General features: G+C 66.3%; 18 protein-coding genes. 7 read left to right on the forward strand and 11 right to left on the reverse strand.

Going from position 1 to position 19458, the window contains the following annotated elements; translation table 11 throughout:
* The 3 genes from VHK65_13610 to VHK65_13620 form a co-directional block, all read left to right on the forward strand.
* Window positions 1-3501 (forward strand): helicase-related protein (locus VHK65_13610; GenBank protein ID HVS07183.1); only part of this gene is annotated, 3501 nt, incomplete at its 5' end.
* The gene (locus tag VHK65_13615; GenBank protein HVS07184.1) at window positions 3494-4255 is read left to right on the forward strand and encodes a DNA-formamidopyrimidine glycosylase family protein; all 762 of its coding nucleotides are present in this window, start codon (window positions 3494-3496) and stop codon (window positions 4253-4255) included. The genes VHK65_13610 and VHK65_13615, both read left to right, overlap by 8 nt.
* A 4-nt stretch (window positions 4256-4259) precedes the next feature.
* Entirely contained in the window at window positions 4260-5075 is an 816-nt protein-coding gene (locus VHK65_13620) for a hypothetical protein (protein ID HVS07185.1), read from the forward strand.
* Here VHK65_13620 and VHK65_13625 read toward each other — a convergent pair.
* From VHK65_13625 to VHK65_13670, 10 genes are all read right to left on the reverse strand, one after another.
* Window positions 5072-5752 carry an SDR family oxidoreductase gene (locus tag VHK65_13625; GenBank protein ID HVS07186.1) on the reverse strand — a complete coding sequence of 227 codons (681 nt, stop codon included), beginning with the start codon at window positions 5750-5752 and terminating at the stop codon, window positions 5072-5074. The genes VHK65_13620 and VHK65_13625 overlap by 4 nt on opposite strands.
* 2 nt (window positions 5753-5754) lie before the next feature.
* Window positions 5755-6474, reverse strand: coding sequence for a dihydrofolate reductase family protein (locus tag VHK65_13630; protein HVS07187.1), 720 nt, complete (start codon window positions 6472-6474; stop codon window positions 5755-5757).
* A gap of 83 nt (window positions 6475-6557) precedes the next feature.
* A complete protein-coding gene (locus VHK65_13635) occupies window positions 6558-7247 on the reverse strand; it encodes a GTP cyclohydrolase I (GenBank protein ID HVS07188.1) in 690 nt (229 codons plus the stop codon).
* Window positions 7247-8143 carry a DUF2231 domain-containing protein gene (locus tag VHK65_13640; GenBank protein ID HVS07189.1) on the reverse strand — a complete coding sequence of 299 codons (897 nt, stop codon included), beginning with the start codon at window positions 8141-8143 and terminating at the stop codon, window positions 7247-7249. Before VHK65_13640 ends, VHK65_13635 begins: the two co-directional genes overlap by 1 nt.
* Before the next feature lie 43 nt (window positions 8144-8186).
* A complete protein-coding gene (locus VHK65_13645) occupies window positions 8187-9089 on the reverse strand; it encodes a biotin-dependent carboxyltransferase family protein (GenBank protein HVS07190.1) in 903 nt (300 codons plus the stop codon).
* Entirely contained in the window at window positions 9089-9724 is a 636-nt protein-coding gene (gene pxpB / locus VHK65_13650; GenBank protein ID HVS07191.1) for a 5-oxoprolinase subunit PxpB, read from the reverse strand. Before pxpB ends, VHK65_13645 begins: the two co-directional genes overlap by 1 nt.
* Before the next feature lie 43 nt (window positions 9725-9767).
* Window positions 9768-10970: a hypothetical protein gene (locus tag VHK65_13655; GenBank protein ID HVS07192.1), complete on the reverse strand. Its 1203-nt coding sequence runs from the start codon at window positions 10968-10970 to the stop codon at window positions 9768-9770.
* 71 nt (window positions 10971-11041) lie between these two features.
* The gene (locus VHK65_13660) at window positions 11042-11479 is read right to left on the reverse strand and encodes a tetratricopeptide repeat protein (protein HVS07193.1); all 438 of its coding nucleotides are present in this window, start codon (window positions 11477-11479) and stop codon (window positions 11042-11044) included.
* Window positions 11476-12723, reverse strand: coding sequence for a hypothetical protein (locus VHK65_13665; GenBank protein HVS07194.1), 1248 nt, complete (start codon window positions 12721-12723; stop codon window positions 11476-11478). Before VHK65_13665 ends, VHK65_13660 begins: the two co-directional genes overlap by 4 nt.
* A gap of 23 nt (window positions 12724-12746) precedes the next feature.
* Window positions 12747-13979, reverse strand: coding sequence for an NAD(P)-binding domain-containing protein (locus tag VHK65_13670; protein ID HVS07195.1), 1233 nt, complete (start codon window positions 13977-13979; stop codon window positions 12747-12749).
* Window positions 13980-14117: 138 nt separating this feature from the next.
* Here VHK65_13670 and VHK65_13675 point away from each other — a divergent pair, with 138 nt between their 5' ends.
* Genes VHK65_13675 through speB form a run of 4 tightly spaced genes read left to right on the forward strand, consistent with a single transcriptional unit; the run spans window position 14118 to window position 17666 of the window.
* A complete protein-coding gene (locus VHK65_13675) occupies window positions 14118-15065 on the forward strand; it encodes an ABC transporter substrate-binding protein (protein ID HVS07196.1) in 948 nt (315 codons plus the stop codon).
* Window positions 15066-15071: 6 nt separating this feature from the next.
* On the forward strand, window positions 15072-15938 hold the full coding sequence (locus VHK65_13680) for an ABC transporter permease (protein HVS07197.1): 867 nt from the start codon (window positions 15072-15074) through the stop codon (window positions 15936-15938).
* Complete coding sequence (locus VHK65_13685; GenBank protein HVS07198.1) at window positions 15935-16726, forward strand: ABC transporter ATP-binding protein; 792 nt, start codon at window positions 15935-15937, stop codon at window positions 16724-16726. The genes VHK65_13680 and VHK65_13685 overlap by 4 nt, the downstream gene beginning before the upstream one ends.
* Window positions 16719-17666: an agmatinase gene (gene speB / locus VHK65_13690; GenBank protein ID HVS07199.1), complete on the forward strand. Its 948-nt coding sequence runs from the start codon at window positions 16719-16721 to the stop codon at window positions 17664-17666. The genes VHK65_13685 and speB overlap by 8 nt, the downstream gene beginning before the upstream one ends.
* Here the strand turns inward: speB and VHK65_13695 are convergent.
* Window positions 17653-19416, reverse strand: coding sequence for an amidase (locus VHK65_13695; GenBank protein HVS07200.1), 1764 nt, complete (start codon window positions 19414-19416; stop codon window positions 17653-17655). The two genes, speB and VHK65_13695, sit on opposite strands and share 14 nt — an antisense overlap.
* Window positions 19417-19458: the final 42 nt, after the last annotated feature.

Raw genomic sequence — 19458 nt, forward strand, 5'->3', positions numbered from 1 at the left:
ATTTTCGTCAACTCCCGGCGGCTGGCGGAGCGGCTGGCCACGGCGATCAACGAGCTAGCCGGTGAGGAACTGGTGCGGGCGCATCACGGCTCGATCGCCAAGGAGCAGCGCCTCCTTATCGAGGATGCGCTCAAGGCCGGCCGGCTGCCGGGACTGGTGGCGACCTCCAGCCTGGAGCTGGGCATCGACATGGGCGCCGTCGACCTCGTCATCCAGGTCGAGTCGCCGACCAGCGTCGCGAGCGGCATCCAGCGGATCGGCCGCGCCGGCCACTCGGTTGGGGAACCGTCAAAGGGCACCATCTTCCCCAAGTACCGCGGCGACCTGCTCGAGACGGCAGTCGTCGTGGATCGCATGCTGCGAGGAGAGATCGAGACCACGCGGGTCCCGCGCAACCCGCTCGACGTCCTCGCGCAACAGATCGTGGCGATGTCGGCGATGGAGGAGTGGTCGGTCGCGGCCCTCTCGGAACTGGTTCATCGCGCCTACCCATTCAGCGACCTCGGGCCACGCGCGCTCGAGTCGACGCTCGACATGCTGAGCGGGCGATATCCCTCGGACGAGTTTGCCGAGCTGCGGCCTCGCATCGTCTGGGACCGGTTGGAAGGGAAGATCCGTGGCCGCGCCGGGGCGCAGCGGTTGGCGGTGGTCAGTGGCGGCACGATCCCCGACCGCGGGCTCTTCTCCGTGAACCTGCTCGATGACGGGAAGAAGGTCGGCGAGTTGGACGAGGAGATGGTCTACGAGATGCGACCGGGCGAGACCTTCGTGCTGGGCGCCACCACCTGGCGGGTCGCCGACATCACACCCTCGCAGGTGATGGTCACCCCCGCACCGGGCGAGCCTGGCCGGATCGCGTTCTGGCACGGCGACGCGCTGGGGCGACCGGTCGAGGTCGGCCGCGCCATGGGACAGGCGATGCGCGAGCTGACCGCCATGGAGCCCGATGACGCCGTCGCGCGGCTGCGCGAGCGGTCGCGCTTCGACGACCGGGCTGCCGCAAATCTCCTGAACTACCTGTCCGACCAGCTCAAGGCGACTGGCACGGTGCCCACCGACCGAACGATCGTCATCGAGCGATTCCGCGACCAGCTTGGGGACTGGCGGCTGTCGGTGTTGACGCCGTTCGGCGCTCGGGTGCATGCCCCCTGGGCGCTGGCCGCGCGGGCGCGGATGCAGGAACGCCTCGACCTCGAAGTCCAGATGATTTACACCGACGACGGCTTCGCCTTGCGACTGCCGGAGGCCGACCGCGCACCCGAAATCGATGACTTGCTGCTGGATCCGGAGGAAGTCCGCGAGCTGGTGACGTCGCAGCTGCACGGCTCGGCGCTCTTCGCCTCGCGCTTTCGCGAAAACGCCGCCCGCGCGCTGTTGCTGCCGAGGCGGCGTCCGGGTGAGCGCACGCCTCTCTGGCAGCAGCGCCAGCGTAGCCATGACCTGCTGCAGGTCGCCAGCAAGCACGCCGAGTTCCCCATCCTGATCGAGACCTACCGCGAGTGCCTGAGCGACGTCTTCGACATGGACGGCCTGCGCGACCTGATGAGCGCCATTCGGTCACGGCAGGTCCGCACCGTCGTGGTCGACACGGAGCGCGCCTCGCCCTTCGCGTCGACCCTGGTCTTCGACTACATCGGTCAATACATGTACGAGGGCGACGCGCCGCTGGCGGAACGCCGCGCGCAGGCACTCACGCTGGACAAGGAGCTGCTGGCTGAACTACTGGGCACGGAGGAACTACGCGAGCTTCTCGACCCCCGCGCCATCGAGGTGCTCGAGCTCGAGCTGCAGGGGCTGCTGAAGGAACGCTGGCCGCGGGACATCGATGAGGCCGCCGACCTCTTGCGCCGGCTCGGCGACCTGACGACAGAAGAGGCCGAGGTCCGCGGGATCCGTGCCGAATGGCTCGACCAGCTGGAGAAAGAACGTCGCGCGGCCCGCGTGCGGATCGCCGACGAGCCGCGCTGGATCGCGGCCGAGGATGGGGCCCGTTATCGCGACGCGCTGGGCGTCACCTTGCCTGTTGGCTTGCCCGACGCGTTCCTGGAGCGGGTCGACCAGCCGTTGACATCGTTGCTGGTCCGCTGGGCGCGGACGCACGTTCCCTTCTTCAGCGCCGACCCGGCGGCACGCTGGCGCCTTCCGGTGCGCGAGGTCGAGCACGCCCTGCGGCAGCTGGCCGGCCGCGGCGATATCGTCGCCGGGGAGTTCCGACCGGGGCAGGCCGGTCGCGAATATTGCCACCCTGACGTGCTCAGGTCGCTCCGCCGGAAATCGCTGGCGGCGCTGCGACGCGAGGTCGAACCGGTGCCCGTCGAGGTGCTTGGCCGGTTCCTTCCCGGCTGGCACGGCGTCGGCATCCAGGCGAGCGGGCTCGACCGGCTTGCCGAGATCATTTTCCAGCTGCAGGGCTGCGCCATCCCCGCGTCGGTGCTCGAACGCGATGTGCTGGCAGTGCGGATGCGCGACTACCGGCCGCAACTACTCGATCAGCTGATCTCGATGGGGGAGGTCGTCTGGACCGGGCGAGGCTCGTTGGGCAGCTCGGACGGACGCGTGGCGCTGTATCTACGGTCAGACGCGGCGCGGCTGATACGAGAACCGGACGAGCGGCCGACCGGAGAGGTCCACGAGCGACTGCGCGAGCACCTGCAGAGTCGCGGCGCCTCCTTCTTTCGCGACCTCTATTACGCGACCGGTTCGGGTGACGAAGACGCGGTGCTGGACGCGCTCTGGGACATGGTGTGGGCCGGTGAGGTCACAAACGACACGTTCGTCCCGCTGCGGATGCTCGGACCGCGATCCCGCCGCAACCCGCGCCGTCCGGTGCTGCGGCTCGGGCCGCCCGCGGCCGCCGGCCGCTGGTCCCTGGTCGCGGATTTGCTGCGCCCGGCGGTCTCCACCACGGAGCACCTCCATGCCATGGCTGGTGCCCTGTTGCAGCGCTACGGAGTCCTGACTCGCGAGGCGGCTCTGGGTGAAAGCATCAGCGGCGGCTTCGCCGCGCTCTATCCGGTCCTCCGCGCGATGGAGGAGGCGGGCAAGATCCGGCGAGGCTACTTCATCGACGGCCTAGGCGGTTTGCAATTCGCGCTTCCCGGCGCCGTTGACCGGCTGCGTGCTTCGCGCGACGAGGACTCGAAGGTGGTGGCGCTGGCGACCACCGACCCGGCGAGCCCGTACGGAACGACGATTCCGTGGCCCGAGCACGAATCGCGCATGGCCCGGGCTGCGGGCGCCTATGTCGTGCTCGACGGTGGCGAATTGCGGCTCTACCTCGAGCGCGGTGGACGCTCGTTGCTGACCGCCGGCGACGTGCAGCCGGCGCACCTGCGCGCGCTCGCGGGGATTGCCGCCCGCGTGGACAAGCTGGAGATCCAGAGCATCGACGGCGCCCCGATCAAGGAGTCGCCACTGGAAGGGATGCTGCGCGAAGCCGGGTTCGGCACCACGCCGAAAGGCGTCGTCCTCTGGCCGGAGCGCCGGCCCGTCCTTGCCTGAAGGCGATACGATCTGGCGCACGGCCGCCGCGTTGCGGCGGCGCATCGCGGGCAAGGTCGTCAAGGAAGCCCGCCCGGCAGCCATCGCCCGACTCAAAGGTCGACGGGTGGAAGGCGTCGAGCCGAACGGCAAACATCTACTCATGCGCTTCGAGGGCGGGATCGCGCTGCACTCGCACATGCGGATGACCGGCTCGTGGCATGTCTATCGGCCGGGCGAGCGGTGGCGCCAGCCGGAATGGCGCGCCACGGCGGTGCTCAGCTTCGAGGATGTGGTGGCGGTCTGCTTTGCCGCGCCGGTCATCGAGCTGGTCCGCGATGCGCTAGCACCCGTCGCCCAACTGGGGCCGGATATCCTGGCCGATCCCTTCGACCTCGATGCCGTCATCGAGCGCGCCCGCCGGTCGAAGGCACCGACCCTCGGCGAGCTGTTGCTCGAGCAGCGCGTCTGCGCCGGCATCGGCAACATCTATAAGTGTGAAGCGCTCTGGGTACTCCGGCTGGACGCCTGGATGCCTCCTGCCGAGCTCGATGACGCGCAGCTTCGCCAGCTCTATTTGACGGCCCGCGACCTGATGCGACCCAACCTCGTCGCGCCGATCGCGCGCCAGCGCCACGCGGTCCACGGCCGTGGCGGGCGGCCGTGTCCACGCTGCGGGACGCCGATTCGAATCCGAGCCCAGGGCCACCAGGCGCGGCTGACCTATTACTGTCCGCGCTGCCAGCGCGAACCGGCTTCTGTAGCGGGACGCTGATCGCATGATCGACCAGGATCAGGCGCGCAAGTTCTGGACCAGCTGGGTGCGCCGCGAGATCGGTGGCAGCGACATGATCCAGGAGGCAGCGGTCAGCGCCGCCGTCAACGAACTCCTGCTCGGACACGACAACCAGGCGGCGGCCCATGCCGCACGCAACACCGCCCGTCAGCTCGGTGGCGGTGTATCAACCCCCCACCCCGACCCTCCCCCCCAAGGGCGGAGGGAGACTGTCGCGACACCAACCCCGCCCACGGCTCCCGCCGCCGTACCCGCCGTCGCAAGTCAGATTCCGGCACCGCTCAACCCCGGCAAGTCACTATTCCGGCGGCCCTGGCTATACCTCGGCGGGGTCGCGGGGATCGTGGCGACCGCCGTCGTCGTCATTTTCATCGCCCGCTCTGCGCACAGCCTCGGGTGCCTGGTCAGCCAGACGACGCTCGGCCATCGGATGACGACGTTGCACAACGCATTTGTCGATGTCTACAATCGCGACTTCAACGTTATCGACGCCTGCACGTCGGTGGACTGCGAGAAGGCGCCCAAGCTCGAGATTGCGGCGTCGCTCAAAACCTACAATGACGGGCTCGACAAGGTCTGCTGGCCCAACAAGTACACGGCAGACGTGACGGCGCTGAAGCACGCCAACAAGGGGATGGCCGATGCCTTTACCACGTGGGCCACGGCAACGACGCCGGCGGAAGACCAGTCGCTGCAGACCGCCGCCAAAGATCAGGACAACCGGCAGGGCTTAGCGGACGATGCCCTCTCCCGCGACCTGGGCGTCCCCGTGGTGACGCCGACACCGACGGCGTCCTAGTACTTGCCGTAGACGGGGATCGTCGCACCCGTGATCGCTACCGCGGCATCGCTGCAGAGATAGGCAATGGCGGCAGCGATCTCAGCCGGCGCGACCGCTTTCTGCATCAGCTTTTCGGGCAGGGCCTGACGGTTCGCCGGTGTGTCGATGATCGCTGGGACGACCACGTTCACGCGCACCCCTGACGACTTGAGTTCGGCGGCAAGCACCTTGGTCAGCGTGATCACGCCGGCTTTGGCGACAGCGTAGGCTGCGGCGCCTGGCTCGGCCTCCAGCCCGGAGCGCGAGGAGACATTGACGATGGCTCCACCCTGCATGCGACGGGCGGCGGCGCGGCAGGACCACCAGGCGGTGCCAAGATTCAGATCCATCATGAAGGTGAAGTCGTCGGGGGTGGAGTCGGCGACTTTCCCGGCGCGGTAGCCGCCGGTCGCGTTCACGACCCATCGCGGAACGCCAGCGCGGTCGATCCGCTCCCAGAGCTCATCGACCTCGAGGCGTGAGGTCAGGTCTGCCGTATCGCCGGTGAGGAGGCCGGGATATTTCGACGCCAGCTGCGAAACATCCGAGCGCGAACGCGCCACCGCGATGACCCGATCGCCACGGCTCGCGAAGGCGTCGACGATCGCCGTCCCCAGCGCCCCGGTCGCTCCCATGATCACGGCAAGGTCCGGCATGATCAGGCGTGATCCAGCTGGTAACGCAGGAACAAATGGGACTCGTGACGCCGGACGCTGCGCAGCCGGCTTTGTTTCGGAGTCCGTCCGAAGTCCACGCCACGGATCAGCCCGAAGGTTTTGTCGCTCTGCCCCTCGAGGACGGGCGAGACCGTCAGAAACAGCTCGTCGCACCGAGCCTTGCTGACCAGCTGCCCAAAGAGCTGGGGACCACCTTCGGAAAGGATCGTGCGATAGCCATCGGCATGCATCGCATTGAAGATGTCATCGATATCGATCGGGGCGCTGTCGGAAACGGCTCTCACCTCGCTGGCCTTCGGTAGCACCGCGCGAAGCCGCTTTGCTGAGGCGCTGGTCGTCAGAACGAGCGCCCCGACCTCGAGGGCTCGCTCGGACGGATTCAAGTTGCCGCTCCCGGCGACGATCACCAGCCGTGGCGTCTTGTCCCGCTTGCGGGCCTGACGCAGGCGGGCGAACGCCTCCGCGGCCGCCGGAAAGATATAGTCAGGCGTCCACAACGCCTTTCCACCTTCGGCGCGGACGGTCCCGGCACCAACCAACACGGCGTCGGCAAAGGCGCGCAGCAGTCCCATCACGAAGCGATCCGCCTCGTTGCGTCCGCTGATGATCCCACCCGAAGGCGCGGTGCCGCCCTCCAGCGCGACGACCCCGTCGATCGAGCTGACGAAGTTGGCATACACGCTACCTTCGGGGATCGCCAATCCACCGTCATAGAGTTCGACGAGTTCGGGCGGAAGGACGCTGGCGGGTAGATCGGGCGCCTCGAACAGCCGGTTGAGTGGCTTCAGGAAAGATGCCCACCGGCGTTTGACCTGGCGATGTTCAAGAACTCCTCACGAAGCCCTGGGTTCGACTCGTAGTTGCCACGCCAGAAGGTCGTTCTGGTTGTCGACTCCGACTCGCGGACGCCGCGCATCTGGGTGCACAGGTGGATCGCCTCGAGGTAAACCGCGACGCCGTGCGCCTGAAGGGTGCCCGAAAGCGCCTCTGTGATCTCGCGCCCCATCCGCTCCTGGACGGTGAACCGGCGGGCGAAGAGGCGCACCAGCCGCGTCAACTTGGAGATCCCGATGATGTGCTCGTGGGCGACGTAACCCACGAAGGCGTGGCCGAAGAATGGAAAGGCGTGGTGCTCGCACAGGGCGTAAAAGGGAATCGGACCTTCGACGACCTGGCTGAGCTCACAGTCGGCGCCGCCTTCGCACTCCGTCGGGAAGGCGGTGACCAGCTTGGCATCGCCCTCATAGCCCTCGGTTGAATCGAACATCGCGCGCAGGTAGCGCATCGGCGTTTTCGAGGTGGCCGGGGTGTTGAGCGCCATGCCCAAGGCCTGAAGGATCTCGCTCATGTAGCCCTCGAAGCGTTTCCAGTCGGCCTCGCTGATACGCCGGGGTTGGACACGTTCCCAATCGCGACCCTCGAGGTCATCGTCACGCAAGCCGCCGACCATCGGGCGTGGCTCTTCCCCTGCCATCAGTTCGGTTGCAGAGTATCAGGGGAGCGGCGGACCTCGATCTGCCCATTTTGTCGTCGGACCTCGTAGCGCACCTGGCTGATGGTCGCGGGTCCCCCCTTAACCTGACCGGTACAGATGTCGAAGCGCGATGCATGCCACGGACATTGAACGAGGTTCCCGTCCAGCTCGCCCTCCGAAAGCGGCCCACCGGCGTGCGAGCACGTTTCACTGATCGCGCAGACGGTGTCGCCCTTCTTGTAAAGGAGGATCGGGGTGTCGCCCGCCATGGCCTTGACCAGCATGCCGTCCGTGAGCTGGCCCTCGAGCAGCACCTTGGTGAACTTGGCCGGCACTTCCTGCCAGGCGTGGTGGTTGACGCCGGTGCCGATGCCGAAGACGAGGTCGCCACCCAGGAACGCCGCGGCCAGAAGGACCAGGTAGCCGGCGTACGCCAACAGAATGGCGAGCACGCGGCTGCCGCCGCTAACCCGAAGAACGAATGAGACCAGGTAGAGAACAACGACGAGCGTGTTCAGCAGACCGTGGGCGATGCCGACGCGGCGCTCCCGGCCGATCGTGTCGCTCCAGTCGGTGTAGCCAGCGACGGCGGCGCCGACAGCGCCGAGCAGGCCGATGAAGATCGTGACGTCCGCAGCCGAGACCCACCCGTGGCTGCGCTCGATGAGATAGGCCAGGTCAAAGATGACCGCGATCGTCCAGGCCCCAATCGGGATGTCGGTCAGGACGGGATGGAGGGGATGGCCGAGCCACGTGCCATGCATGAACGTCTTGAGCGTTCGACCGGGTTTACCGAGGAGTTTGTAGCTGCCCGCGACAGCTTTTTGGAGCAAATCGGCGACCGGCTCCAGCCAGCGCTGCCGGTCGATAAAACGGTTCACGACGTGATTGAGCATCGGCGTCTCCTTTCCAGGTCAGGCCCGCGAAAATAGTATCGGCTTACGGGTCGAGCTCGAGCCAGCCCGTCAGCCGTCTCCAGGCACGAGCCGCCTCGGCCTGATCGACGCTTCGGAATCGCACCGTATCGCCCGGACGCGCCTGCGCCAGTAACGCGAGGTCGGCGCTGATGACGGTCGCGATCACCGGGTATCCGCCCGTCGATTGGTGATCGACGTGCAGGACGATCAACCCGCCTGAGGGAGTGACCTGGATGGCGCCTGCGGTCATCGGCACGGTCAGGATTTCCTTGGCCTGTAAGCGCAGTCCGGGCGTCTCCACCCGCAGGCCCATGCGATCGATCTCGGGTGTGACGCGACAGGCGGTCGCCCCCAGCCGCTGGATTGCGTCCGTGGAGCACACATCCCGCTGCGGGCCGGGGATGACGCGCACCTCCCATGGGCCGCGGGCCGGGAGGCGATGGGATTCTGGCCATGGCGTCGTCATCGGTTCGAGCTCGGCCATCCGTCCAATGGCAAGCGCATCGGCTTTCGCGAGCGGCCGCCCGAAGCCACCGCCGAATGCCCCCCGCTGGCAGAACGACCGGCTGCCGAGCACCAACGGAACGTCGATCCCGCCCCGAATCGCGAGGTAGGTTCGAAGCCCTGGGGCAATCGCTCCCACGGCAAGGTTTGAGCCGCGCGAGATCGGCACGGCTTGCCAATTTGCGACGCCTGCCGATTGGCCACCGGTCACCGCGACGATTGCATCGCTGTCGAAGCGGAGCGTGGGACCCGCGGCCGTGCACTCGAGCAGCGCCGCGTCCTCGTGATTGCCCACGATTCGATTGGCAACGGCAGCCGCGAACCAGTCGGCCGCCCCACCCGATGGAATGCCGAAGCGCTCCAGACCTGGCCGTCCACGATCCTGGATGGTGGTCCAGCGGCCTGGCTCGATAACCTCCATCACGACGTCGGGACGAAGCGCAACCGATCGCCTGGCTTGAAGCGCGCCGGCGGATCGGCCGCCGGGTCGAAGAGCCGCAGGGCGGTTCGGCCGATGAGATTCCATCCGCCCGGGCTCTCGACCGCGTAGATTCCCGTTTGCCGGCCCGCGATCCCGATCGATCCGGCAGACACCCGAAGGCGGGGAGACGCCAAGCGTGGCACCGCAAGCTGGTCGGGGAGCACACCGCAGTAGGTGAAACCAGGGGCGAAACCGACGCAGTAGACGAGGTACTCGCGGCCGGCGTGCGCCTCGACCACTCCCGCAGGCGTCAGGTTGGTCTTGAGCGCGACGTCCGCCAGGTCCGGTCCGTCGTATCGGGTGGGGACGTCGACGACAGCGCCGAACGGGACCGATGCATCAACCTGCCCCTCGAGCTGGCGGATGCTGGCCTCCAAGCGAGCTGCGTCCGTGACGTCCGGGTCGTAGTGGCAGAGGAGCGCCGCGTAGGCGGGCACGGTGCTAACGAGTCCTGTCGGCCGGCGGTCTTGAAGAGTCTGGTCGACTGCGAGGACCCTGCCCAGCAGCTCGGGATCAATGGCGGCTCCCAGCGTGACCAAGAGCGCCCGATCGCCAGCCGGTGTGACTTGCCACATGCTGAGGACTCTACTTGTGCGGCTCTACGGGCATGCGGATTGCTCAGTGAGACAACTGCTCGCGCAACGCCGCAACCGTGCCCAGCTGTCCCTCGACGTGCTCTCGAGCCTGGCGGGAGCCGTCAGCGCCGAGCTCGATCAGCTTGTCTTCGAAATCCGCAGAAGCTTCGTTGAGGAGGCGGTCGGCGTCCTCCCGCCTCCCCTGTTGATGTCGCAGAACCGCGAGGAAATACTTGGCCTTCGCGCGATCGACGGACACTGCGGGCGTAGCGGGGACCGCGAGAGCTTCTAAGAGCATTCGCTCCGCAGCGATGAAATCACCTTCGTGGCGCAACTCATCCGCGGCGGTCCGGAGGGCCACGATGACGGCTGCCATGTCGCCGCCTCGCCGGGCGGCACCCGCGGCACGTGTCAAGTGCTCAGCGGCTTCCCGATGCTGCCGGGCCGCGCCCGCGATGACCCCGATGTGGAGCTGCGCCCGCGCTTCGACCGCATCGTTGCCAGCCGCCACGGCCGCAGCCGCAACCTCGATGAGCAGGGACCTGGCGACGCCGACGTCACCGCTTTGGGACATGAGCACACCACGCTCGAGCTCGGCCCCCAACGCTCCAGCGGAAAGGCCAGCTCGCCGGAACGACGTCGCCGTCTCCTCAAAGGCCCGGACGGCCTCGTCGACCCGATCGGCGGCATTCAGCGCTGTGGCAAGCAGTGCCTGGGCCGCGCCGCGCTCGCTGTCGCCAAGGTCGGGAAGCCGAAGAACACTCCTGAGGATCGCGATCGCCTCATCGGCACGGTGCAACTTGAGCGCACGTTCCGCGGCGGTGGCACCGATGACGAAGCGCGCCCGCGTCGGATGGGCCATCCGCTGGATTAGGGCCTCCGAGTCGCGACTCAAGGTTGCGGCTGCATCTGCGCGGCCCTGGTCAGCCTCGATAAAGCCGAGGAGGGCGAGGGCGCGTGCTCGGATGTCGAGCGAGCCCTCATGCGATGCGACACGTCGTGGCCACAGACGAGTTGGTCGGTCGATCCACGCACCGGACACCGCGGCGGCGACCGATGCCGCTGCCCACGCGTAGCGCGACTTCCCGTCGGTGTAGGCGCCAGTTGCCTCAGCAATCAGTACGCCGAGCTCTTTCCCTGGGGCTGGCTCCGGCGGAACTACCGAAGCTAGGTCACGTGCTCGTTCGAGGCTGACGCGGCCCTCCTCCACATCAAGCGTGAGCTGACGCAATACCCCGCCGGCCATGGCAGGACAACGCAGCTACCCGAGATTGGCTTGCTCAGAGTCCACCAAGGAAACGTCCGACCTGCCACTCACTACCGGGCATCAGCCTCCTCCATATCCTTGGCGGTTAGGAGATGAGTGAGAGCGTCGGGGATCTTCCCCTGCCTGAGCAGCGACAGCGCTAGTAAGAGGTGTGGCGCCGAGCCTGGGACTCCGTTCGCTAGGGCCGCTTCAAACCAATGCTGCGCGTCGGCCCCGTTTTCAGCTTCGTACGCTTCCAGGCCCTTGCGTATGTCTGGACTGTCCGGAATTGGAATCGAGAAGTGGAGGCAATCTTCGATCGCCCCGCCGGCGGGCCCGTAGAGTTGCTGCGGCCAGCACGCCAGCGCGTAGGAGAGCCAGGCGAGCGACGCCTTTGGCGTGAGCTTGGCCGCCATGGCAAACGACGCCTGAGCCTCCGGCCACCGGGCGTTCTGGGCGAAGGCATCCCCTTCGGCCAGATAGTGACCGGCCCGCTCGATGTCGCTCACGGGGTCGAGCTTAGCGACTGCCGCCGTTCTGAGCCTGGCTCTTGCCGCCGGAGCCGGATTACCAGCGCGACTGCGAGGACGGAAAGGATTACGCCCATCGCGACCCCTTCATCAAGCCGAACTCGTTGAGCGGTCGCCTCCATCTCGTACTCCGTGAGCAGCGTGCCGATGATGGCGATGAGCGGGATCGCGGCCCCGATGAGGCGGCGCCCCCAGGCCAGGGCACCGGTCTGCCCCAGCCACCAAACCGCCCCGAGGACGTAGGCGTCCAGAAAATAGTATGGCCACACGCTCTTCGCCAGCAAGGGCAGCGTCAGGGCCGTCAATGCGAGAAGGCCGTAGATATCCCGCGATGAGGGCCCGAGGTCTTTGCGTCCGACGATCACGATCAGACTCAACAGTGCGGAAAACCCGAGGACGAAGAGCACGTCCCAGTGTTGAGGCACCCACAGGTAGGGGGTCCCGACAAACAGCTGCCAGGGATTCCCGCCACCCACCGGAAGGCTGCCGCGATGCGTGACGAGGGAGTAGATCGTGTCCGTTGGATCGGCCAGCAGGAACGGCAACACCCCGAGCGCGACGGTGAGAGTGGCGCTCCCAGCCAGCCAGGCCACGGCCCGCCATCGGCCTTTCGCCAGCAGCAGGAGTCCCAATGGAAGGAGCGAGAGCGCGGCGAGGCTCCGCGTCAGGATGGCCAGCCCGAAGGTGATACCCGCCGCCGCGAACCGGCCGTTGCCGAGGCTACGCACCCCCAGAAGGACGAGCCAGAGCGTCATGGGCTGCTCGATATGTCCGTAACCAAGCACGCTCATCCACAGGGTCGGAGATGCGACAAAGACACCGTAAGCCAGGACTCGCGAGAGCCCCTCGAGCCTGGCCCCCCGCAACCGATCGATGGCGGCAACCGCTTCCCGGGCCATCAACAGGCTGAAGATCGAAAACACGCCCAGGATCAGCAGGCGCCGCAGACCGACATCGTCCATCCACCCGAGCCGTGACGCGAGCGCGACCACGGGCGTGAGGGGAACCAGCCCGAGCGGTCCGTTGTCATTCGCGATGATCGCCCAGTAACGCACCGTGTAGATCAACAATGGATGGCCGCCCAGCGCGATCCGCACCGCGGGCAAAAAGAAATTGTCGAGGTCATTCGGTGGCACCGTCCATAGCCATCCGGCAATCGCCCAAACCACGGCATACCCGAACCCGAGCGCCCAACTCGCGGCCCGCGTTACTGCCCGATTCACCGCTGGCGCCACCTCGCCTGAGATCAGCGTTTCGAAATTTTCCCGGCCAGCACGGTTGCGTCCTCGCCGACGCCGAGGAACGTGGCCGACTTCCGCTTGCGCTGAAAGTGCACGCCCATGAAATGCAGTCCGGGCACGGTCGTACTGGAGCCATCCTGCTGGATGGGGAAACCCTCGTCGTCGAATGCCTGCGGAAACCTCACCCAGCTCGCGTAATCGGGCCGAAACCCGGTGGTAAAGATGACCGTGCCGAAATCACTGATTGGCACGCTCTCCTGGGCGTCGCCGACGAACGCCGGCGGCCGCGGCATCTCGGGAGGGCGCAGGGATCGTGCGGCGCACGCCTTGACGATGAGCTCGCAGCTCTCCGCCCATCGCGTGTCGCCAAAGGCCACCGACTCGGCCAGGTCGGGCGCGAAGTGAGCACGACCGTCGGCCACCCCGATGAAACGGCCCAGCAACTCAACGCCCTGGGCTTGCAGCGTACGGTAGTTCAGGTCGTGACCTCCCCCGCGACCACTCATCTGCGGATTGGATAGCAGCCGCCAGCGTGGGCTCGGCAGGTCGCCCAACCTCACGTCGAAGAAGGGCGTCTCATTGAGCCAGGCGATCGTGTCGCGTCCCTCGAGTCGACGCGGAATCCACGGGGCGCGCCCGCATGCGAGGGACACGCCCCGACCAGCCTCGAGGACTTCTTCAGCCAGTTGGCACCCGGTCTGGCCGCTGCCCACGATCAGCACGTTCCCGGGCGGTAGTGCCGTGGGGTTGGAGTAGTGCTCCGCGTCGATGGCGTTGACCGAGGCGGGAAGCTGGGCGGCTGCCGCGGGCCGGTGGGGTTTCTGGTATCCACCCGACGCGAGGACGACGTCCCTCGCACGGATCTCACCCGATGATGTTCGGAGGAGAAAGCCCCCATGTTCCCCGGCCTCGAGGCTGGTCACCGCCACACCTTCACGCACCGGTGCCCGAAAGCTGTCCGCGTAGGCGACGAGGTGACTGACGATCTCGCTCTTCGGCATGAAGCCGTCGGGATCATCGCCGCGGTAGCGGCCGCCGGGCAGTTGGACCGTCCAGTTGGGAATGACGAGGCAGAAGCTGTCCCAGCGCCCACGCCAGGTCTCGCCGACCCGGCCCCGCTCGAGAACGACGTGGTCAACACCCCCGGCCGCGAGCTCGTGACTCAGCGAAAGGCCAGCCTGTCCAGCGCCGACGATCACCGTGTCGACGGCCGGCTTCATCGACTGCCGCCCCGCCACATCGGGTAGCATAGGGGCTCGCGGCCCGGCAGGCGCCGCCGACGCCGCGTTCGCATGGGCGCCGAGTCTGCCCTGGGAGGGGATTCCATGTTCGGAAAGCGGTCGATCCTACCTCTATTCATTCTTATTGCTCTTCTCATGTCCGCCTGCGGCTCGCCGACCTCATCCGGATCCAGCACCAAGTACAGCGGCACGATCCACATCGCGTCCTCGACCTGGACCGGATATGCGCTCATCTACCTCGCCAATGCGAAAGGCATCTGGAAGCAGCACGGTCTGGACGTCAACTTCAAGGACGTCGAGGACCCCAACGACCGCTTCATCGCGCTGGCTGCCGGGCGCCTCGAAGGCATGGCCTCGACCGTTGACGCGTTTGCGCGCCAGCAATCGAACGGTGTCGCCGCGGTAGAGGTCTTTCCCATCGACGCTTCAGTTGGTGGTGATGGCATTCTCGCCGCCAACACGATCCAGAACGTGGCTGACCTGAAAGGCAAGACGGTCGGCGTCAACCAGGGTTCGGTCTCGGAATGGTTCCTGGCCCAGGTCCTGGAGAAGAACGGGCTACACCTCTCCGACGTGAAGGAACAAAACATGACGTCGGGAGCAGCCGGCGCGGCATTCGTAGCCTCGAAGATCGACGTTGCCGTAACCTGGGAGCCGTGGCTCAGTCGAGCCAAGACCCGGACCGATGGTCACATCCTGGTATCTTCCCAGCAATATCCCGACTTGATCATGGACAGCTTCGCCTTCCGCAAGGACTTCATCCAGAAGTACCCCGATACGGTCAAGGACTTCATGAAGGCCTACTACGACACCTTCACCTTTATGAGCGCGAATCAGACGGAATCGCTGAAGATCATCGGCGATGCCGTCGGCGAAAAAGCCGCTGACGTCATGGCTGACCTCGGCACCCTGCAACTGTTCGATCTCCCGAAGGGGAAAGAGGTCATGGGAACCGCCGCCAGCCACGGCAAGATCTACGACAACGTCAAGGCCGCAGCCGATTTCTGGAAGGCCCAGGGCAAGATCGACACGACAGTCAAGCCAAGCGACGCGGTCGATCCCAGCTTCATCAACAGCTTGTAGGGACTCGTGAGCGAACGGGTCCCCGCGACCCAGGCGGCGCCGGCTAGTCCTGCCCGAGTGCAGCGCCGGCGCCGCGGGCTCCTCCGAACCTATCTGACGCCAAAGCAGGCAATTCCAGGGCCAGCCAGATTAGTGCTTGGCATTGGCAGCTTCGTCGTCATCATCACGCTCTGGAGCGTCGGATCCGTCCTCATCGACAATCCCCTCTTTCTGCCGAGCCTGCCACGTGTCGGCAAAACCTGGATCGATATGGTGCAGCACCAGCACTTCCTCGACGATGTCGCCTGGAGCACATTCCGGATCGTTACAGGATTTCTGATTGCTGCAGCGATGGCGGTGCCGCTTGGGCTCCTCATGGGCTCGTTCGAGGTGGTGCGTTCGTTCTTTCAGCCACCGATCAACGCGATCCGTTATATGCCCGCGTCGGCCTTCATCGTTCTGCTGATCGTGCTCGTGGGCATTGGTGAGGAGGAGAAGCTGACGCTTATCTGGATCGGCGTTTTCTTCCAGCTCGTGCTGATGGTGATGGACATCGCCCACCGCGTCCCGGACGAGATGCTCAATGTCGCCTATACCCTCGGGGCATCGCGCTGGAAGGTCTTTCATAAGGTGTTCCTGCCTGCCACCTTCCCCGAAGTCGTGGACGCGCTGCGCATCACGATCGGCTGGGCCTGGACTTACCTGATCGTCGCGGAACTTCTGGCGGCCGACCGCGGGATTGGCACCTTCATCCTCATCTCCGAGCGGTATCTACGGACGGATAGCATCATCGCCGCCATCATCACCATCGGGATCCTCGGCCTGATCACGGACACGATCTTCGGCCTTATCCATCGCTGGGCGTTCCCCTATGTCGAAAAGGTCCACCAATGAGCGAGATCCGCTTTGTCGACGTCGCCATGAACTACCGTACCCGGCGGGGCGAGGTGCGTGCCTTGCAGCAAATCTCACTGACGGTGCCGGACGGAGAGTTTGCCTGTATCGTCGGGCCATCGGGTTGCGGCAAGTCGACGCTCCTCAGCATCGCGGCCGGTCTTGTCACCCCCACCGAAGGTGAAGTCCTGGTCGACGGCAAGCCCGCGTACTCGCCCGGCGCCGACCGGGGCATGGTGTTCCAGTCCTATTCGCTGTATCCGTGGCTCTCGGTTCGGCGCAACATCGAGTTCGGCCTCGAGGTCAAGCGCACCCCGAAGCCGGAGCGAAAACGCCAGTCGAGTGAACTGATCCGCCTGATGAAGCTCGACGGGTTCGCCGAGGCCTATCCGAAGGCCCTGTCCGGTGGCATGAAGCAGAGGGTGGCGATCGCTCGGGCCCTCGCCAACGATCCCGAGGTGCTGCTCATGGACGAACCCTTTGGCGCGCTGGATGCCCTGACCCGCCAGATCATGCAGGAGATGCTGACCGATCTCTGGCAACGCTATCGCAAGACCGTGCTCTTCGTCACCCACGACATCGATGAGGCGATCTTCCTGGGCGACGTGATCTACATCATGACCAACCGTCCCGGCCGCGTCCGCACCACCCTTACCGTCGATCTGCCGCGGCCGCGGACCTTCGACATGGTGGGCGGGCCTCGGTTCGCCGAGCTGCGCAATCAGGTGGTGGGCATCATCCACGAAGAGAGCATGAAGGCAGTCGAATCGGAGCTCGCTCGTGCCTAAATACCGGCCGGTGGATGCGATGAAGGCGCCGCGCTTCACCGGGATCGCGAGCTTCATGCGCCTGCCCCAGGTGAGCGAGATGGACGGCGTCGACGCCGCCATCGTGGGAATCCCCTTCGATACCGGCGCCAGCTATCGGATCGGCGGACGTTTCGGACCGGCGGCCATCCGCGAGGCGTCGCGATTGCTGCGCCCCTACCACGTCGAGCACGAGATCGAGATCTTCGATCATCTCTCGGTGGTGGACACCGGCGACCTGGCCGTGATCCCGGGGAACATGCAGGCGAGTTACCAGGTCATGCTGGATGGGCTTCGTCCCATCCTGGACGCCGGCGTCGTTCCCCTGGCGATCGGCGGAGACCATTCCATCACGCTCGGCGAACTGCGCGCCGTCGCCAAACGGCACGGCCCGGTCGGGTTGATCGACTTCGACTCGCACACCGACACCTGGGACCACTATTGGGGCGAGCGCTACACCCATGGCACCTGGTGCAAGCGCGCGATCGAGGAGGGCCTGATCGACACTGGGCGGGCAGTGCAGCTGGGGATCCGCGGATCGCTCTACGGCTCCGAGGATCGGGGCGGGGCACGGGCGCTCGGACTCCACCTGATTCCCACCGAGGAGCTGCTGCAACGTGGCGTCGACGCGGTGCTCCCGGAAGTTCACCAGCGCATCGGCAGCGGCCCTGTCTTCCTCAGTTTCGACATCGATTTCGTCGATCCGGGCTTTGCTCCTGGCACCGGAACGCCGGAGGTCGGGGGACCGAGCAGCCGCGATGCCCTGCGGCTGGTTCGCGGACTTCGCGGCATCGACTTCGTCGGCTTCGACCTGGTCGAAGTGCAGCCGCAGTACGACCATGGTGAAGTCACGTCCCTGCTGGCAGGGACGCTGCTACACGAGTTCCTCGCGCTGCTGGCTCTCGCCGCTAGAGGTGACTGACCTTCACATTGGGCCGCGACGGAGCACGCTGGGCGCGGTTCTGAAGCGCGCGGTCCCCACCCTGGTCGCCACCCTGATCTCCACCGGCGCCACTGGGGGAGGTCAAGGGGAGGGTCGGCAGGAACTTCGGCTGGCGACGCGCCTTGGTCACATGCTCGAAGCCGGAGGCCAACCGGATCAACGTTGGCTCGCTGAACGCGCCCGCCATGAACGACATCCCAACGGGAAGGCCGAGGATCAGCCCCATCGGGACATTGATGATCGGGTAGCCGGCGATCGCCGAGTGGGAGGAGCTGCCGAACGTGAAGTGGTCGCCGTAGATCAAGTCGGTCGACCAGGCCGGCGGCTCCGTGGGCGCCACAACGGCGATGACATTGTTGTCGCGGAGGGCGCGGTCGATGCCGTCGGTACCGCCATTGAAATGGTCACGCGCCAGGGCGGCGTTGTAAGCGGCGATAGTGCCCGGGTCGTTGGTATCGACCGCCTGCGCCAGCACGAAGAGTTCCTGGCCGAAGAACGGCATCTCCTGCGCCGCGTGCGCATTGTTGAAGGCGATCGCTGCGGCCAGGTCACCATGCGCGAGCGGGACACCGGTCCGCGTCTGGAGGTAGTTCTTCAGGTCGATCTTGAAGTCGAAGAGCAACACCGTCGTTTCGTCCGCCCCTGACTGAACCACTTCAGCGAAGTGCGGCAGCTGGACCTCGACCATGATCGCGCCGGCATTGGACATCGCCTGCACCGCCGCCTCGAAGACCACGTCGGTTTTGGCGTTTGATCCCTCGAACTGGCGGGTGAAGCCGATGCGGACACCTCGAAGCCCGTCGGGGTGGAGGAACTGCGTGTAGTCGGAGAAGAACTTCCCGGTGCTGGCCTGGGTGGCTGGGTCGCGCGGGTCGACGCCAACAAGCGCGCCAAGGACGGCGGCGGCGTCCGCGACGGTTCGCGTGTGCGGTCCGACCGTGTCCTGGTTGTGCGAGATGGGTACGACACCGGCGCGGCTCACCAGGCCCACCGTTGGCTTGATGCCCACGACACCGTTGTGGTTGGCCGGGCACACGATGCTGCCGTCGGTTTCGGTGCCGATCGAAACCGCCGTGAAGTTTGCCGAGGACGCGGCGCCCGAGCCGGAGCTCGAGCCGCACGGATTGCGGTTGATGCCGTAGGGGTTGTTGCACTGGCCGCCCCGGGCTGACCAGCCGCTGGTGGAGGTGGTGGAGCGGAAGTTGGCCCACTCGCTGAGGGTCGTCTTTCCCAGGATGACCGCGCCCGCCGCCCGGAGTCGCGCGGCGACGGTTGAGTCGCGGGGCGCCGCTGCTCCGACCAGCCCGAGGGACCCGGCAGCCGTCTGCATTTCGTCGTGGGAGTCGATGTTGTCCTTGAGCAGGACGGGGATCCCGTGCAGCGGGCCGCGCGCTCTGCGGGTGCGACGCTCGTGGTCGAGTTGGCCGGCGATCTCGCGCGCGTCGGGGTTGACCTCGATGACGGAATTCACCGTCGGGCCGCTCTGATCGATGGAGCGAATCCGGCTGAGATAGTAATCCACCAGATCGACCGAGCGCAGCTTCTTCTTTGCCATCAGGGCTTGCAGCTGGACGACGGTGGCTTCGTTCAAGTCGGTGGGCGCCGCTGCCAGCGCCGCCAGGGGTGCCCCCTGCAGCGCGGCGACGGATGCGGCCGCCCCAGCCAGGGTGCCGGCTCCGAGCTTCAGTGCGTCACGACGCGTGACTCCATGGGACGTGTCTTCCGACATCGATTTCCCTCCTTGATCGACTCGTGGGGACGCCGCGTGGCG

The sequence above is a fragment of the Candidatus Dormiibacterota bacterium genome, from assembly GCA_035544955.1.
Classification (GTDB): domain Bacteria; phylum Chloroflexota; class Dormibacteria; order CF-121; family CF-121; genus CF-13.

Bases quoted from the DNA above. Each gene is read 5' to 3' on its own strand.
- VHK65_13685 (HVS07198.1), top strand. From the start codon at position 15,935: ATGAGCGAGATCCGCTTTGTCGACGTCGCCATGAACTACCGTACCCGG.
- VHK65_13620 (HVS07185.1), top strand. From the start codon at position 4,260: ATGATCGACCAGGATCAGGCGCGCAAGTTCTGGACCAGCTGGGTGCGC.
- VHK65_13640 (HVS07189.1), bottom strand. From the start codon at position 8,143: ATGCTCAATCACGTCGTGAACCGTTTTATCGACCGGCAGCGCTGGCTG.
- VHK65_13695 (HVS07200.1), bottom strand. From the start codon at position 19,416: ATGTCGGAAGACACGTCCCATGGAGTCACGCGTCGTGACGCACTGAAG.
- VHK65_13635 (HVS07188.1), bottom strand. From the start codon at position 7,247: ATGGCAGGGGAAGAGCCACGCCCGATGGTCGGCGGCTTGCGTGACGAT.
- VHK65_13645 (HVS07190.1), bottom strand. From the start codon at position 9,089: ATGGAGGTTATCGAGCCAGGCCGCTGGACCACCATCCAGGATCGTGGA.
- VHK65_13655 (HVS07192.1), bottom strand. From the start codon at position 10,970: ATGGCCGGCGGGGTATTGCGTCAGCTCACGCTTGATGTGGAGGAGGGC.
- VHK65_13675 (HVS07196.1), top strand. From the start codon at position 14,118: ATGTCCGCCTGCGGCTCGCCGACCTCATCCGGATCCAGCACCAAGTAC.
- pxpB (HVS07191.1), bottom strand. From the start codon at position 9,724: ATGTGGCAAGTCACACCGGCTGGCGATCGGGCGCTCTTGGTCACGCTG.
- VHK65_13625 (HVS07186.1), bottom strand. From the start codon at position 5,752: ATGCCGGACCTTGCCGTGATCATGGGAGCGACCGGGGCGCTGGGGACG.